General features: G+C 70.5%; 17 protein-coding genes. 9 read left to right on the forward strand and 8 right to left on the reverse strand.

The annotated features are described in order from the left end of the window. Positions 1–11: 11 nt before the first annotated feature. Genes kdpA through ACF06X_RS09285 form a run of 3 tightly spaced genes read right to left on the reverse strand, consistent with a single transcriptional unit; the run spans position 12 to position 1,899 of the window. Entirely contained in the window at positions 12–1,676 is a 1,665-nt protein-coding gene (gene kdpA / locus ACF06X_RS09275) for a potassium-transporting ATPase subunit KdpA (RefSeq protein WP_392286589.1), read from the reverse strand. Positions 1,677–1,684: 8 nt separating this feature from the next. Further along, positions 1,685–1,774, reverse strand: coding sequence for a K(+)-transporting ATPase subunit F (gene kdpF / locus ACF06X_RS09280; protein WP_290111396.1), 90 nt, complete (start codon positions 1,772–1,774; stop codon positions 1,685–1,687). After that, positions 1,771–1,899, reverse strand: coding sequence for a hypothetical protein (locus ACF06X_RS09285; protein WP_392286590.1), 129 nt, complete (start codon positions 1,897–1,899; stop codon positions 1,771–1,773). The genes kdpF and ACF06X_RS09285 overlap by 4 nt, the downstream gene beginning before the upstream one ends. A 389-nt stretch (positions 1,900–2,288) precedes the next feature. Between ACF06X_RS09285 and ACF06X_RS09290 the strand changes: the two genes are divergently transcribed. The 4 genes from ACF06X_RS09290 (at position 2,289) to ACF06X_RS09305 (ending at position 4,927) form a co-directional block, all read left to right on the forward strand. Then, on the forward strand, positions 2,289–2,492 hold the full coding sequence (locus tag ACF06X_RS09290; RefSeq protein ID WP_158991800.1) for a cold-shock protein: 204 nt from the start codon (positions 2,289–2,291) through the stop codon (positions 2,490–2,492). Between the two features lie 232 nt (positions 2,493–2,724). Further along, positions 2,725–4,146 (forward strand): DEAD/DEAH box helicase, encoded by a 1,422-nt coding sequence (locus tag ACF06X_RS09295; RefSeq protein WP_392286591.1) that lies wholly within the window; start codon positions 2,725–2,727, stop codon positions 4,144–4,146. A gap of 119 nt (positions 4,147–4,265) precedes the next feature. Beyond that, entirely contained in the window at positions 4,266–4,523 is a 258-nt protein-coding gene (locus ACF06X_RS09300) for a CBS domain-containing protein (RefSeq protein WP_392286592.1), read from the forward strand. A 38-nt stretch (positions 4,524–4,561) separates the two neighbouring features. Beyond that, the gene (locus tag ACF06X_RS09305; RefSeq protein ID WP_392286593.1) at positions 4,562–4,927 is read left to right on the forward strand and encodes an SCO5918 family protein; all 366 of its coding nucleotides are present in this window, start codon (positions 4,562–4,564) and stop codon (positions 4,925–4,927) included. Between the two features lie 111 nt (positions 4,928–5,038). On the opposite strand, the gene ACF06X_RS09310 is transcribed toward ACF06X_RS09305, so the two are convergent. Continuing rightward, positions 5,039–5,410: a hypothetical protein gene (locus ACF06X_RS09310; protein ID WP_392286594.1), complete on the reverse strand. Its 372-nt coding sequence runs from the start codon at positions 5,408–5,410 to the stop codon at positions 5,039–5,041. A gap of 485 nt (positions 5,411–5,895) precedes the next feature. Here ACF06X_RS09310 and ACF06X_RS09315 point away from each other — a divergent pair, with 485 nt between their 5' ends. After that, positions 5,896–6,234, forward strand: coding sequence for a MerR family transcriptional regulator (locus ACF06X_RS09315; protein ID WP_392286595.1), 339 nt, complete (start codon positions 5,896–5,898; stop codon positions 6,232–6,234). Between the two features lie 61 nt (positions 6,235–6,295). Here the strand turns inward: ACF06X_RS09315 and ACF06X_RS09320 are convergent, their stop codons facing one another. Then, on the reverse strand, positions 6,296–8,383 hold the full coding sequence (locus tag ACF06X_RS09320) for a SpoIIE family protein phosphatase (protein ID WP_392286596.1): 2,088 nt from the start codon (positions 8,381–8,383) through the stop codon (positions 6,296–6,298). A gap of 265 nt (positions 8,384–8,648) precedes the next feature. Here ACF06X_RS09320 and ACF06X_RS09325 point away from each other — a divergent pair, with 265 nt between their 5' ends. The 4 genes from ACF06X_RS09325 (at position 8,649) to ACF06X_RS09340 (ending at position 12,033) form a co-directional block, all read left to right on the forward strand. Beyond that, positions 8,649–8,966, forward strand: a complete 318-nt coding sequence (locus ACF06X_RS09325; RefSeq protein ID WP_392286597.1) for a hypothetical protein — start codon at positions 8,649–8,651, stop codon at positions 8,964–8,966. A 109-nt stretch (positions 8,967–9,075) separates the two neighbouring features. After that, a complete protein-coding gene (locus tag ACF06X_RS09330; RefSeq protein WP_392286598.1) occupies positions 9,076–10,227 on the forward strand; it encodes an acyl-CoA dehydrogenase family protein in 1,152 nt (383 codons plus the stop codon). Positions 10,228–10,255: 28 nt separating this feature from the next. Further along, complete coding sequence (locus ACF06X_RS09335; protein ID WP_392286599.1) at positions 10,256–11,041, forward strand: electron transfer flavoprotein subunit beta/FixA family protein; 786 nt, start codon at positions 10,256–10,258, stop codon at positions 11,039–11,041. Positions 11,042–11,076: 35 nt separating this feature from the next. Beyond that, positions 11,077–12,033, forward strand: coding sequence for an electron transfer flavoprotein subunit alpha/FixB family protein (locus ACF06X_RS09340; RefSeq protein WP_392286600.1), 957 nt, complete (start codon positions 11,077–11,079; stop codon positions 12,031–12,033). 77 nt (positions 12,034–12,110) lie between these two features. Here ACF06X_RS09340 and ACF06X_RS09345 read toward each other — a convergent pair whose 3' ends face one another. The 3 genes from ACF06X_RS09345 to ACF06X_RS09355 all read right to left on the reverse strand — a co-directional run bounded on the left by ACF06X_RS09345 (position 12,111) and on the right by ACF06X_RS09355 (position 14,198). Then, the gene (locus tag ACF06X_RS09345) at positions 12,111–12,497 is read right to left on the reverse strand and encodes a zinc ribbon domain-containing protein (RefSeq protein ID WP_392286601.1); all 387 of its coding nucleotides are present in this window, start codon (positions 12,495–12,497) and stop codon (positions 12,111–12,113) included. A gap of 133 nt (positions 12,498–12,630) precedes the next feature. After that, positions 12,631–13,305, reverse strand: a complete 675-nt coding sequence (locus ACF06X_RS09350; RefSeq protein ID WP_392286906.1) for a TetR/AcrR family transcriptional regulator — start codon at positions 13,303–13,305, stop codon at positions 12,631–12,633. A 131-nt stretch (positions 13,306–13,436) separates the two neighbouring features. Then, positions 13,437–14,198 carry an SDR family NAD(P)-dependent oxidoreductase gene (locus tag ACF06X_RS09355; protein ID WP_392286602.1) on the reverse strand — a complete coding sequence of 254 codons (762 nt, stop codon included), beginning with the start codon at positions 14,196–14,198 and terminating at the stop codon, positions 13,437–13,439. Between the last annotated feature and the right edge of the window lie 5 nt (positions 14,199–14,203).

Genomic DNA, 14,203 nt, shown 5'->3' on the forward strand with positions numbered 1-14,203 from the left:
CACGTTGATGGTCATGCCGCGAGCCCTTCGGCGAGCGGGCCCAGGGCGAGGGCCGGGAAGTACGTCAGACCGGTGATGATCATGATGGTGCCGACGAGAAGGCCGGTGAACAGCGGCTTCTCGGTCCGCAGAGTGCCCGCGGTCTCGGGGACGGGCTTCTGCTCGGCGAGCGAGCCGGCCAGCGCGAGGACGAACACCATGGGCAGGAACCGGCCGAGCAGCATCGCGATGCCGATCGTCGTGTTGAACCACTGGGTGTCGGCATTGAGGCCGGCGAAGGCGGAACCGTTGTTGTTCGCGCCGGAGGTGTACGCGTAGAGGATCTCGGAGAACCCGTGCGCACCGGAGTTCGTCATCGAGTGCGCGGGCGTCGGCAGGGCCATCGCCGCGGCCGTGAAGGAGAGCACCAGCGCCGGCGTGACCAGGATGAAGCAGGCGGCGTACGTGATCTCCCGGGTGCCGATCTTCTTGCCCAGGTACTCGGGCGTCCGGCCGACCATCAGACCCGCGAGGAACACCGCGACGATCGCCATGACCAGCATGCCGTAGAGGCCGGAGCCGACCCCGCCGGGCGCGATCTCGCCGAGCTGCATGCCCAGCATGGCGATGCCGCCGCCGAAGCCGGTGTAGGAGGAGTGGAAGGAGTTGACCGCGCCGGTGGAGGTGAGGGTGGTGGCCACGGCGAAGATCGACGAGCCGCCGATGCCGAACCGGGTCTCCTTGCCCTCCATGGCGCCGCCGGCGATGTCGAAGGCCGGGCCCTTGCCCGCGAACTCGGTCCACATCATCAGACCCGTGAACACGAGCCAGATGGTGACCATCGTCGCCAGGATCGCGTAACCCTGCCTGAGCGAGCCGACCATGCGACCGAAGGTGCGGGTCAGCGCGAAGGGGATGAGCAGGATCAGGTAGATCTCGAAGAGGTTCGAGAGCCCGTTGGGGTTCTCGAAGGGGTGGGCGGAGTTGGCGTTGAAGTAACCGCCGCCGTTGGTGCCCAGCTCCTTGATGACCTCCTGCGAGGCGACCGCGCCGCCGTTCCACTGCTGCGACCCGCCCGCGAACCGGCCCACTTCGTGGATGCCCGCGAAGTTCTGGATCGCGCCGCACGCCACGAGGACGAGCGCGCCGATCACGGAGAGGGGCAGCAGGACGCGTACGACACCGCGGACCAGGTCGGCCCAGAAGTTGCCCAGCTCACCGGTGTTCGAGCGCGCGAAACCGCGCACGAGGGCGACCGCGACCGCGATGCCCACCGCCGCCGAGACGAAGTTCTGCACCGCCAGGCCGCCGGTCTGCACCACATGGCCCATCGCCTGCTCACCGGCGTACGACTGCCAGTTGGTGTTCGCGACGAACGAGGCGGCCGTGTTGAACGCCTGGTCCGGGTCGATCGAGGCGAAGCCGAGCGATCCGGGCAGGGAGCCCTGCAGCCGCTGGAGCAGGTAGAGGAAGAGCACGCTCACGGCGGAGAAGGCGAGGACGCCGCGCAGGTAGGCGGGCCGGCGCATCTCCGTGTCCGGGTCGGCGCCGATCGCCTGGTAGATCCACTTCTCGGGCCGCAGATGCCGCTCGGAGGAGTAGACCCGCGCCATGTGGTCACCCAGCGGCCGGTACGACAGGCCGAGGGCGCCGATGAGCGCCAGAAGCTGGAGAACCCCAGCGAGAACGGGACTCATGGCCGGGCTCAGAACCTCTCCGGCTTGACGAGGGCGAGGACGAGATAGCCCAGCAGGGCGGCGGCCACGAGCAGGCCGACGACGTTTTCGGCGGTCACAGCTTGGCCACCCCCTTGGCGATGAAGGCCACCAGCGCGAAGACCGCGACCGTGGTGACGACGAAGGCCGCGTCGGCCATCGTGAGCTCCTGAGTGAAGAACGGATTCTCTGACGAGATGAGCAAACCGTTCCCCCGCCGGGCCACCGCGTTCGTTGACGCCTCCCATACGGTCCGCGGCGTCCTCTTGACGCATCCCCTACGCCGGACGGCCTGCGGAGACGGCCGCCCCGGAATATCTGTGACCGCGAAGTGAGAAATCAGAGCAAGGCGCGGTGAGGGTATCTGGCACAAACACGGTGTGTGGAATTCTTCACCGCACATGACCGATCGCGCCGTGCTACTGTCGATCTCAGTTGCAGTTGTGGTTCCCAAAACTCCAAGCGCCCATCGGTACTTCGTACCGTCGGCAGCGCTTCTGTATTTCCGGTCATTTTTCCGGGCGGGGCAATCATCGCGGCGACGCGGAGTCCGCACAGTGTGGGCTCCGGGCACTGCCCCTAAGGAGATCTGACATGACGACTGGCACCGTGAAGTGGTTCAACGCTGAAAAGGGCTTCGGCTTCATCGAGCAGGACGGTGGCGGCCCCGACGTCTTCGCCCACTACTCGAACATCGCCGCCCAGGGCTTCCGTGAGCTCCAGGAAGGCCAGAAGGTGAACTTCGACATCGCGCAGGGCCAGAAGGGCCCGACGGCGGAGAACATCGTTCCCGCCTGACGCTGACGCGTAGTACGAGCTGGGGCCCGCACCTTGGGGTGCGGGCCCCAGCTCGTTGCCGTTCCGGGAGCGCTTGCCGTTCCGGGATCGCTCGCTCCATTCATGCCGGCGATTCATACCGGCGATTCCCCCTTTCCTTTTCATTCTCGAGGTTGGCTCGTTCTGCGATTCTCCGTGCTCGTCACATGTTGCGGAAATTCCCTGATACGTGCCGCATCAAGGAAGGTTCCACATGAACCGCACACGCACGAACGACCGCTTCTCCCGCAGCTCCAGGGGCTCGTACGGCCGCAGGCCGGCCCCCGTACAGGGTGAGTTCGCTCTCCCCAGGACGATCACCCCCGCGCTGCCCGCCGTCGAGGCTTTCGCCGATCTCGACATGCCCGCGCCGCTGCTCGCCGCGCTCAGCGCACAGGGCGTCTCCGTACCGTTCCCGATCCAGGGCGCGACCCTGCCGAACACGCTCGCGGGACGCGACGTCCTCGGACGCGGCCGCACCGGCTCCGGAAAGACGCTGGCCTTCGGGCTTGCCCTGCTGGCCCGCACCGCCGGCCGGCGCGCCGAGCCCCGGCAGCCGCTCGCGCTGGTCCTCGTCCCGACCCGGGAACTGGCCCAGCAGGTGACCGACGCGCTCGCTCCGTACGCCCGCTCCGTCAAGCTGCGGCTGGCCACGGTCGTCGGCGGGATGTCGATCGGCCGCCAGGCGCACGCCCTGCGCGGCGGCGCCGAGGTCGTCGTCGCCACGCCCGGCCGGCTGGCGGACCTCATCGAGCGCGGCGACTGCCGGCTCGACGCGGTGGACGTCACCGTCCTCGACGAGGCCGACCAGATGGCCGACATGGGGTTCATGCCGCAGGTCACGGCGCTGCTCGACCTGGTCCGTCCCGGCGGTCAGCGGATGCTGTTCTCCGCCACCCTGGACCGCAATGTCGACCTGCTGGTACGCCGCTACCTGAGCGACCCGGTCGTGCACTCGGTCGACCCCTCCGCCGGCGCCGTCACGACGATGGAGCACCACGTCCTCCACGTCCACGGCTCCGACAAGGAGGCCACCACGACGGAGATCGCCGCCCGCGACGGGCGCGTGATCATGTTCCTCGACACCAAGCACGCCGTCGACCGGCTGACCAAGGATCTGCTGGCCAACGGCGTACGGGCGGCGTCGCTGCACGGTGGCAAGTCGCAGCCGCAGCGCACCCGGACCCTGGCGCAGTTCAAGACCGGGCACGTCACCGTGCTCGTCGCGACCAACGTCGCCGCGCGCGGCATCCACGTCGACAACCTCGACCTCGTCGTCAACGTCGACCCGCCGACCGACCACAAGGACTACCTGCACCGCGGCGGACGCACCGCCCGCGCCGGCGAGTCGGGCAGCGTCGTCACGCTCGTCACGCCGAACCAGCGCCGCAGCATGGTGCGTCTGATGTCGGACGCGGGGATCCGTCCGCAGATCACCGAGGTCCGCTCCGGTGGGACCGAACTGCGGCGCATCACCGGCGCGCAGGCCCCTTCCGGCGTCCCCGTGGTCATCGCGGCGCCGGTCGTCGAGCGCTCCCGCCCCAGCGCCTCCACCCGCCCGCGGCGCAACCGCCCCTCCCGGGCGGCCGCCCACCGGACCGCCCAGCGGCGGTCCTCCTACGACCCGGCGGCGTAGGACCTTCGTACCCCCGTCGTCGCTCCGACGGCCGCCCACACGGCCGTCAGTACGGCAGTCAGTACGGGCCGTCGGATCGACGACGCCCACACCCTTCGCACTCTCCGCAGGAGGCCCTCGTGACACTGGTTTCTCCGCAGTCCGGCCCCGCGACCGCTCACGACGAGTCCGGGCCGCAGGTCGGTGACTACATGACCGTCGAGGTGGCGCTCTCCGTCATGGCCGGCGCCCGCGCCGGGCATCTGGTCGTCCGCGACGACGACGGGCGGCGCACCGGCCTGGTCACCCGCGCTCAGCTGACCGCCGTCCGTGACGGCTCCACGTACACGGACCGGATCCGCCTGCGCGAGCTCGCCGGCGTCCGCCGCTCCCACTGAACCACGGGACCCGTTCCCCCTCCCCCTTTGAGGCCGCATTGCGCTGTGTCATCGCCCGCTTCCCATTCGACCTGACCAAGAACGACGTGCTGGAATCGATGAAGGGCATCAAGCCCGAGCCGATCACCGGCGAGTCCGTGATCATCGGCCGTCGTTCCTACCCCGTCAAGCAAGTGGGTGAGGTCATCACCCGCCAGGACCGCCGTGACTTCAGCGCCGGCGAGGTCGTCCGGGCCATGACCCTCCTGGGCTTCACCTGCCGCCCCTTCCCCGGCGCCGGGTCCACGGCCACCACCGCGGCCACCACCACGTCCGGCTCCGTGCCGACGCATGGGCACACGCGCGCGCACGTCAGCGCGATGGAACGCGCCTCGGCGCTGCTGGGCGCGCCCGCGCCCGTGTGACCCGCCGCACCAAGCATTGACGAGAGGGCCCGGCCTGCGTACGCAGGCCGGGCCCTCTCGTCATGCCTCGTCATACTGGATCAGGATCGGTGGACCAAGAGGGACGGCGGATCAGTGGTCGGAGTAGCTGAAGTCGCCCACGGTCCACGCGGTGACATCATCGATGGAGACGCGGTACATCCCACCCGTCTCGGGGATCCCCACCGTGCCCTGCAGGATCCGGGCGACGTGGAAGTGCAGATGCCTGGGCGGCCCGTCCTCCCCCGTGGTGGTACCCGTCGTGGTACCGAAGATCCCGGAGAACTCGTTCAGTCGCTCCGAATCGTTCAGGACCTCCGAAACGCGCTGTCTCCAGACCGCTTCGGGGGCCAGCCGACCCGTGATGACGGCGCCACCCGTGACCACGGTCAGGGACATCTGGTTGCTCTGCCCGGACTCCACCATGGCGGCGATGTCAACGAGCAACTCGTCAGGCTTCGACATGAGCGCTGATTCTATTCGGGCCGCGCCGGTCGCCGGGGCGCCGGGGCCTCACGTCTGCCCCTCCGACCGTTCGAAGCCGATTCCTCACCGTCGAACACCCGAAAATCTGCCTTCGCCGGAGTAGACATTGGGGCTCGATGGGGCTACGGTTTCTCTCGTACCCAAGATCGGAAGAGCCCGGCAGAGACGAACTGCCGGGAAGCGGTTCAGTACAAGGTGTCAGCAAGCGAGAACGGAGGAACGAGCGCCATCAGGATCGCCCGGGCAGCGAAGACTCGGCCCGGGTACCGCAAGACCCCGGATTGGAAGGTGGTCCCCGGTCACGCATCCACGATCCCCGCACTCCCGCCCTTCTCCAGGGCGTGACGGCGGAAACAGAAGGTCGGCGCAGCACTAGGGCCGACAGATGGTGTTGAATTTCCTTCGGGGCCTTGGTGCCGTACGGCACCAAGGCCCCTCGACGCGTTCCCCAGGAAGAGGTGCAGATGACAGCGGATAATGCGCTCGGCGGCCGACTCGACGATGACGACTACCCCGCCTACACGATGGGCCGGGCGGCCGAGATGCTCGGCACCACCCCCGGCTTCCTCCGTGCCATCGGCGAGGCCCGGCTGATCACGCCGCTGCGCTCCGAGGGCGGGCACCGGCGCTACTCCCGGTATCAGCTGCGGATCGCGGCCCGCGCCCGGGAACTCGTCGACCAGGGCACCCCCATCGAGGCCGCCTGCCGCATCGTCATCCTCGAGGACCAGCTCGAAGAGGCCCAGCGCATCAACGCCGAGTACCGCCGCGCCGCGGCCGCCTCGGACGAGAACTCCCGCTGAGTCGACGCACCCACCGCCCCGATCAGCGCATCCGCACGGCTCAGCACATGGTCACCAGGGATCACCGCGCCGGTCGGACGACCCGGGCGATGAGCAGCGCGACGTCGTCGTGGTTCCCGGGGTGCCGCAGTGAGCGCAGGAGCATGTCGCAGGTCTCCTCCAGGGAGTCCAGCGGCGTGGCGAGCAGGGCGACCAGCGCCTCCAGGCGCTCGTCGATGGCCTGGTCCCGCGTCTCCACCAGACCGTCGGTGTAGAGAACCAGGGCGTCTCCGGGGTGCAGGGCGACCGTGGTCGTGGCGAAGGGGACGTCGCCGACGCCGAGCGGCGCGCCCGTGGGCAGGTCGAGCAGTTCGGGCGGTCGCCCCGGACGCAGCACCACCGGCGGCAGGTGCCCGGCGCTGGAGATGAGGCAGGTGGCGCCTTCGGGGTCGTAGACGGCGTGGACGCAGGTGGTGATGGTCTGCTCCATCCGGTCGGCGATCCGGTCGAGGTGGTGCAGCACCTGGGCGGGGTCGAGGTCGAGTTCGGCCAGCGTGCGGGTGGCGGTACGGAGCTGGCCCATCGTGGCGGCGGCGCTGATGCCGCTGCCCATGACGTCACCGACGACGAGGGCGGTCTTCTCGCCCGTCAGGGGGATGACGTCGAACCAGTCGCCGCCCACCTCGTCGGCCGCCTGGGCGGGCTGGTAGCGGTAGGCGATCTCCAGGCCGGGTGGGTTCGGCGGCCGCTGCGGCAGGAGGCTGCGCTGGAGGGTGAGGCCGGTGTCGCGGGCCTGCTGGTACCAGCGGGCGTTGTCGATGCAGACGGCGGCCCGCGCGGCGAGTTCGCCGGCGAGGGTCTCGTCGTCGGCGGTGAAGGGTTCCGGGTTGCGGGTGCGCTTGAGGTCGAGGGCGCCGAGGACCTCGCCGCGGGCGATCAGCGGCACGGCGAGATACGAGCGCAGGCCGGCGGCGGCCAGCTGGGCGGCGGCCTCGGGGCTGCGGGCGATCCGGATCAGGTCGTCGGCCGTCACGTGCGGCACACGGACCGGGCGGCCGGTCTTCACGCACCGGGTGACGAGCCGGTCGGCGTCGTAGCGCGCCATCTCCCCCGGCGGGTCCGCCGCGCGGGTCGCGTCGGTGGGGTACGCGGAGGCGAGGGCCAGCGCCCTGAAGACGGCCGAGCCCTCGTCCGCCCCCGAGGTGGCCGCGCGGCCGTGCAGGATGCTGTCGAGGACGTCCACGGCGGCCACGTCGGCCAGCTCCGGCACCGACACGTCGGCGAGCTCGCGGGCGGTCTGGTCGAGGTCGAGCGTGGTCCCGATACGGATGGAGGCGTCGGCGACGACCGCCAGGCGCTGCCGGGCCCGCGCGGCCTCGGCGGTGGCGTGGTGCCGCTCGGTGACGTCCACGACCGAGGTGGCGACGCCGAGCACCTTCCGGTCGGGCGCCTCCAGGCGGTAGAACGACGCCGACCAGACGTGCTCATGCTCCGGGTCGGCCGGGGTGTGTCCGGCGAACTCGCGGTCGATGATCGGGATCCCGGTGGCCAGGACCTGGCGCATCGCGGACTCGATGCCCTCGGCGTCCAGGAAGGGCAGGGCCTCCCGGACGCCGCGGCCCACGTGCTCGGCGGCCGGGAGTCCGTTGATGGCCTCCAGGGCCGGGTTGACCGTCACGTACCGCAGATCGGTGTCGACCACCGCGAGCCCGATCGGGGACTGCGAGATCAGCCGTGTGGAGAGTGCCAGGTCGCGTTCCGTCTGCCGAACCGTCGCCTGGTCGGTCGCCAGGCCGAGGGCGTACACGCCGTTACGGCCGTCCTCGAGGCGCATGTTCCGGAACTCCACGAGGCGGGTGCCGCCGTCCTTGTGGCGCACGGGGAACACGCCCGCCCAGCTGCCCTCGCCCGCCATGACCCGGGCGAAAAGGGCGATCACCCGCTCCAGGTCCCGCTCGTGGACCATGAGCCGGCCCGCGAACTGCCCGAGGGCCTCGTCGGCGGTGTAGCCGAACAGCTCCTCCGCCTGCGGGCTCCAGAGCATGATCCGTCCGTCCGCGTCCAGGACCACGGCCGCGACGTTCAGGACGTCCAGCAGGCCCCCCGGGCGGAGTGCATCGCCCGCCGTCGTCCGGCCGGACGGGGCCGGGGAGGATTCGGCCGCGCGCATCCGGTACTCCTTCCACCCGCCGCCGGGGCCGGACGTCCCGCGCCCGACCGCTGCCGGCGCGCCTGCGGCTCCCGAAACTCCCGACGCCTCCCATCCTCTCCCCGCGACGGCCGACCCCGCACTTCTGCGCGCCGGCAAGATCCCCGATGAGTCCCCGCACGCCGTCGGAGTTCCACGCGTCCCGTCGGCGACACTGGGGGTCCGGGCGCCGCTCATCCCCGAGCCGCCCCTGCGGTGCTGTCCTGGCCCGAACGGGAGACCGAACATGCTGATCAGCCACATCGCCCGGGAGGGCACCCTGCACGTCACGCTGAACCAGCACCTGGACATCACCAACCGCGCGGCGGCGGCCCTGCAGATCGAAGCCCTCGTCTACGCCCACCAGCCCGCGCGGGTCACCCTGGAGCTGCCCTCGGGCGAGACGACCCCCGCGACGCTCAGCGCCGTCGCCCGCGCGCGCCGGATGTGCCAGAGCATCGGCGTCCCCCTCACCCTGACCGGCTCCGGCGCTCCACTCGCCGACCGGAGCGCCGGCCAGGCGGCTGAGCGGCGGCTCGAGTACGGGGCCCGGCAGGACCACTGACCGGACGGCCCCCCGGAACGGGTAGCACCCCCGGCACTGGCATCATGGCACTGAGTGTGTTTTGCTGAGGGTACTCAGTGCCAAAAGCGTTCTAGGGGAGCTCACGATCATGGGCAATGACTTCGACCTGTATCGACTGTCGGAAGAGCACGACATGCTCCGGGAGACGGTGCGTGCGCTGGCGGAGGCGAAGATCACGCCGTTCGCCGCGGCGGTCGACGAGGAGGCGCGGTTCCCCCAGGAGGCGCTGGACGCGCTGGTGGCGGCCGACCTGCAGGCCGTGCACGTGCCGGAGTCGTACGGGGGTGCGGGGGCGGACGCCCTGGCGACCGTGATCGTGATCGAGGAGGTCGCGCGCGCGTGCGGTTCCTCCTCGCTGATCCCGGCCGTCAACAAGCTGGGCTCGCTGCCGGTGATCCTGTCCGGCTCGGAGGAGCTGAAGAAGAAGTACCTCGCTCCGCTGGCGCGGGGCGAGGCGATGTTCTCGTACTGCCTCTCGGAGCCGGACGCCGGTTCCGACGCGGCCGGCATGAAGACCCGCGCGGTCCGTGACGGCGACTTCTGGGTCCTCAACGGCGTCAAGCGGTGGATCACCAACGCGGGCGTGTCGGAGTACTACACGGTGATGGCCGTCACCGACCCGGAGAAGCGCTCCAAGGGCATCTCCGCGTTCGTCGTCGAGAAGAGCGACGAGGGCGTGTCCTTCGGCGCCCCGGAGAAGAAGCTCGGCATCAAGGGCTCCCCGACCCGCGAGGTCTACCTCGACAACGTACGGATCCCCGCGGACCGGATGATCGGCGCGGAGGGCACCGGTTTCGCCACCGCGATGAAGACCCTGGACCACACCCGGATCACGATCGCCGCGCAGGCCATCGGCATCGCCCAGGGCGCCCTCGACTACGCCAAGGGCTATGTCCAGGAGCGCAAGCAGTTCGGCAAGCCGATCGCCGACTTCCAGGGTGTGCAGTTCATGCTCGCCGACATGGCGATGAAGCTCGAGGCCGCCCGTCAGCTCACCTACGCCGCCGCCGCCAAGTCCGAGCGCGTCGACAGCGACCTGACGTTCTTCGGCGCCGCGGCCAAGTGCTTCGCCTCCGACGTCGCCATGGAGGTCACCACCGACGCCGTCCAGCTCCTCGGCGGCTATGGCTACACCCGTGACTACCCCGTCGAGCGCATGATGCGCGACGCCAAGATCACCCAGATCTACGAGGGCACCAACCAGGTCCAGCGCATCGTCATGGCCCGCAACCTCCCGTAACCGTCCGCCACTTGAAAGGAGCCAGGCCGTGACCCTGAGGATCGCTGTCTGTGTGAAGTACGTACCCGACGCGACCGGCGACCGCGGCTTCGCGGACGACCTGACCGTCGACCGCGACGAGGTCGACGGCCTCCTCTCGGAGCTCGACGAGTACGCGGTCGAGCAGGCGCTGCGCATCTCCGAGGAGTCCGACGACGCCGAGGTCACCGTCATCACCGTCGGCCCGGACGACGCCAAGGACGCGCTGCGCAAGGCGCTGTCCATGGGCGCCGACAAGGCCGTCCACGTCAACGACGACGACATCCACGGCAGCGACGTCATCGGCACCTCGGCGATCGTCGCCAAGGCACTGGAGAAGACCGGTTTCGACCTGGTCATCTGCGGCATGGCGTCGACCGACGGCACCATGGGCGTGCTGCCGGCACTGCTGGCCGAGCGGCTGAACCTGCCCCAGGTGACGCTGCTGTCCGAGGTCTCGGTCGAGGGTGAGCTGGTGAAGGGCCGCCGTGACGGCGACGCCGCCACCGAGCTCCTGGAGGCCCCGCTGCCGGCCGTCGTCTCGGTCACCGACCAGTCCGGCGAGGCGCGTTACCCCTCCTTCAAGGGGATCATGGCCGCCAAGAAGAAGCCGGTCGAGGAGCTGGACCTGGACGACCTCGGCATCGACGCCGACGAGGTCGGTCTGGCCGGGTCCTGGACCAAGGTCGGCGAGGTCACCGCGCGCCCGCCCCGTACCGCGGGCACGATCGTCACGGACGAGGGCGACGGCGGCAAGCAGCTGGCCGCGTTCCTGTCCTCGCAGAAGTTCATCTGACCGCTCACCGTTCACCGTTTCAGGAGCAATGAATCATGGCTGAGATCCTGGTTCTCGTGGACCACGCCGACGGTGCGGTCCGCAAGCCGGCGCTCGAACTGCTCACCCTGGCCCGCCGTCTCGGCGAGCCCTCGGCCGTCGTCCTCGGCGCGGGCGAGGCGGCGGCGTCGATCGCCGCCACCGCGGGCGAGTACGGCGCGGCCACCGTGTACGTCGCGGACGGCGCGGAGTTCGCCGAGCAGCTCGTCGTGCCGAAGGTCGACGCGCTCACCCAGATCGCCCAGGACAAGGGCGTCGCCGCCGTCCTGGTGACCTCCTCCGGCGAGGGCAAAGAGGTCGCCGCCCGCGTCGCCCTGCGCCTCGGCTCCGGCCTCATCACCGACGCCGTGGAGCTGGAGGCCGGCGACAGCGGCCCCGTCGCGACGCAGTCCGTCTTCGCCGCCTCGTACCAGGTGAAGTCGACCGTCTCGCACGGCGTCCCGGTCATCACCGTCAAGCCCAACTCCGCCGCGCCGGAGGCCCTCCCGGCCGCCGGCACGGTCGAGAACGTGGCCGTCGCCTTCACCGGCAACGCCGCCAAGGTCGTCTCGCGCACCCCGCGCGTCTCCACCGGCCGCCCGGAGCTGACCGAGTCCGCGATCGTCGTCTCCGGCGGCCGTGGCGTCGGCGCGGCCGAGGGCTTCGAGGTCGTCGAGAAGCTCGCCGACTCGCTCGGCGCGGCGGTCGGCGCCTCGCGCGCCGCGGTCGACGCCGGCTGGTACCCGCACTCCAACCAGGTCGGCCAGACGGGCAAGCAGGTCTCGCCGCAGCTGTACATCGCGGCGGGCATCTCCGGTGCGATCCAGCACCGGGCCGGTATGCAGACCTCGAAGACGATCGTGGCCGTCAACAAGGACCCGGAGGCCCCGATCTTCGACCTGGTCGACTACGGCGTGGTCGGCGACCTGTTCGCCGTACTGCCGCAGCTGACGGACGAGATCGGCGCGCGGTAGGCGCTCGTCCCGCAAGAGAAAGATCGGGCGGTGGCACTCTGTGCCACCGCCCGATCTTTCGTCTCCGCGTGCGCGGCTCAGATCCAGCCGTCGAGGGGAACCTCCTCGCAGAGGCGGACGACCGGCTGGCAGCCGGACGCCGAGACCCCGGAGGCGAGCTTGACCCGGACTCCGGGGCGCACCGCGTGCAGCGGTCCGTCGACCCGGCAGCGGACGACGAAGCCCTCGGTCATGTGGACCGGCCACAGGTCGGCGTCGGCGGCGGTGACCCCGCGGCGTACGGAGATCACGCCCTCTCCGTCGCTGCGCTCGGGCGCGAGGTCCGTCGACCCGCAGGTCGGACAGAGCAGGCGCTGGAATGTCGTGGTGTGGCACCAGCGGCAGCGCTGGAAGTAGAGCTCGGCGCCGGTGGCCGATTCCTCGGTCCGGACGGCGCTTGCGTTCCTCAGTCCCGTGTGGAACACGATGCCTTCTCCTTGCACTCGGCGACTCGACCGTGCATGGAGCAAAGATATGGCACTGAGTGCCATCAAATAAAGACCTGAGTTCCCTCAATTCAAGACACTGAGATCCCTAGGTCTCGCGGTGGTGTGCCGTTCAGCCCTCTCCGAGGCTCGATTCCACCTCGCGCACCACGCGCCACATGGGGGTGGAGCGCTTGGTGATCACCACGACGACGTCCTCGGCCTCCTCGGCCGGCGTCTCGGAGGCGGCGCCGTCCGGGCGCCAGGTGTCCCGGACGAACTCCAGGGCCCGGTCCACCTCGGCCAGCGGGTCCCCCTCGCCGCCCGAGCGGAGCCAGTGCCGCAGCGCGTGGTTGTGCGCGGCGACCACCGCGGCGGCGACCACGTTGGCGCGCAGGGTCCCGTCGCGGCGGTCGGCGAAGCGGCTGCGCAGATAGTCCCCGAGCGTCTTCTCGTACCGCCAGACGACCGAGAGCTCGTACGTCCGGAGGCCCGCGACCTCGCGGGTGAGGCGGTAGCGCTGCACGGAGAACGTGGGGTTCTCGGCGTACATCCGCATCACGAGCCGGGCGGCGTCGCAGACCCGCGCCAGCGGGTCGTCGGTGTCCGCGCTCGCGGCGAGGAACTCGGTCATGTCGGCGAGGCACTGCTCGTGGTCGGGGAAGACCACGTCCTCCTTCGACGGGAAGTACCGGAAGAAGGAGCGCCGGCCGACCCCCGCGGTCTTCACGATGTCGTCGACCGTCGTCTGCTCGTAGCCGCGTTCCAGGAAGAGCTGGAAGGCCGCCGCGACGAGGGAGTCACGCATCGAGGGCTTGGCAGGGTGGGTGCTCATGCCCCGAACCTAACACTCGGACCCCTCGCACGGCGGCACTTGGTGCCACGGGCCAGGTCGACGCCCCGCCATGGGCAGGGCCCGAGACCCGGCCATCGGCGAGGTCAGCGGGCGGCCATGCGCAGGGCGCCGTCCATCCGGATCGTCTCGCCGTTGAGGTAGTCGTGCTCGGCGATCATGGTGACGAGCCGGGCGTACTCCTCGGGGCGGGCAAGGCGCTGCGGGAAGGTGACGCTCGCGGCGAGTCCGGCCCGGATCTCCTCGCTGAATCCGGCCATCATCGGGGTGTCGACGATGCCGGGGGCGATGGTGACGACCCGGATGCCGTACTGCGCGAGGTCGCGGGCGGCGGTGACGGTCATGCCGGCGACGCCCGCCTTGGAGGCGGCGTAGGCGATCTGGCCGACCTGGCCCTCGAAGGCGGCGATCGAGGCGGTGTTGACCACCAGGCCACGCTGGCCGTGCTCGTCCGGTTCCTGACGTGCGATGGCCTCGGCGGCCAGGCGCATCACGTTGAACGTACCGAGCAGATTGACGTTCAGGACCGTGCGGAAGAGGTCGAGGTCATGCGGTCCCCCGCGGCCCAGGACGCGGGCCGAGGGGGCGATCCCGGCGCAGTTGACGGCGAGGCGCAGCGCGGCGCCGTCCGCCTCGATCCGAGCGAGGGCTTCGCGGACCGGCTCCTCCTCGGTGACGTCGGCCGCGAGCAGGGTGACGCCGTCGGGGCGCGGGCCCGCCGCGACGACGGCCTTGTCCAGGTCCAGGCCGTAGACGGTGGCGCCCCGGGCGGCGAGAGCGGCGGCGGTGGCGGCACCCAGGCCGGATGCGGCGCCGGTGACGAGCGCGGCGGAGCCGGCGATGTCCATGGAAC

This window comes from Streptomyces sp. NPDC015346 (assembly GCF_043078785.1).
Classification (GTDB): domain Bacteria; phylum Actinomycetota; class Actinomycetes; order Streptomycetales; family Streptomycetaceae; genus Streptomyces.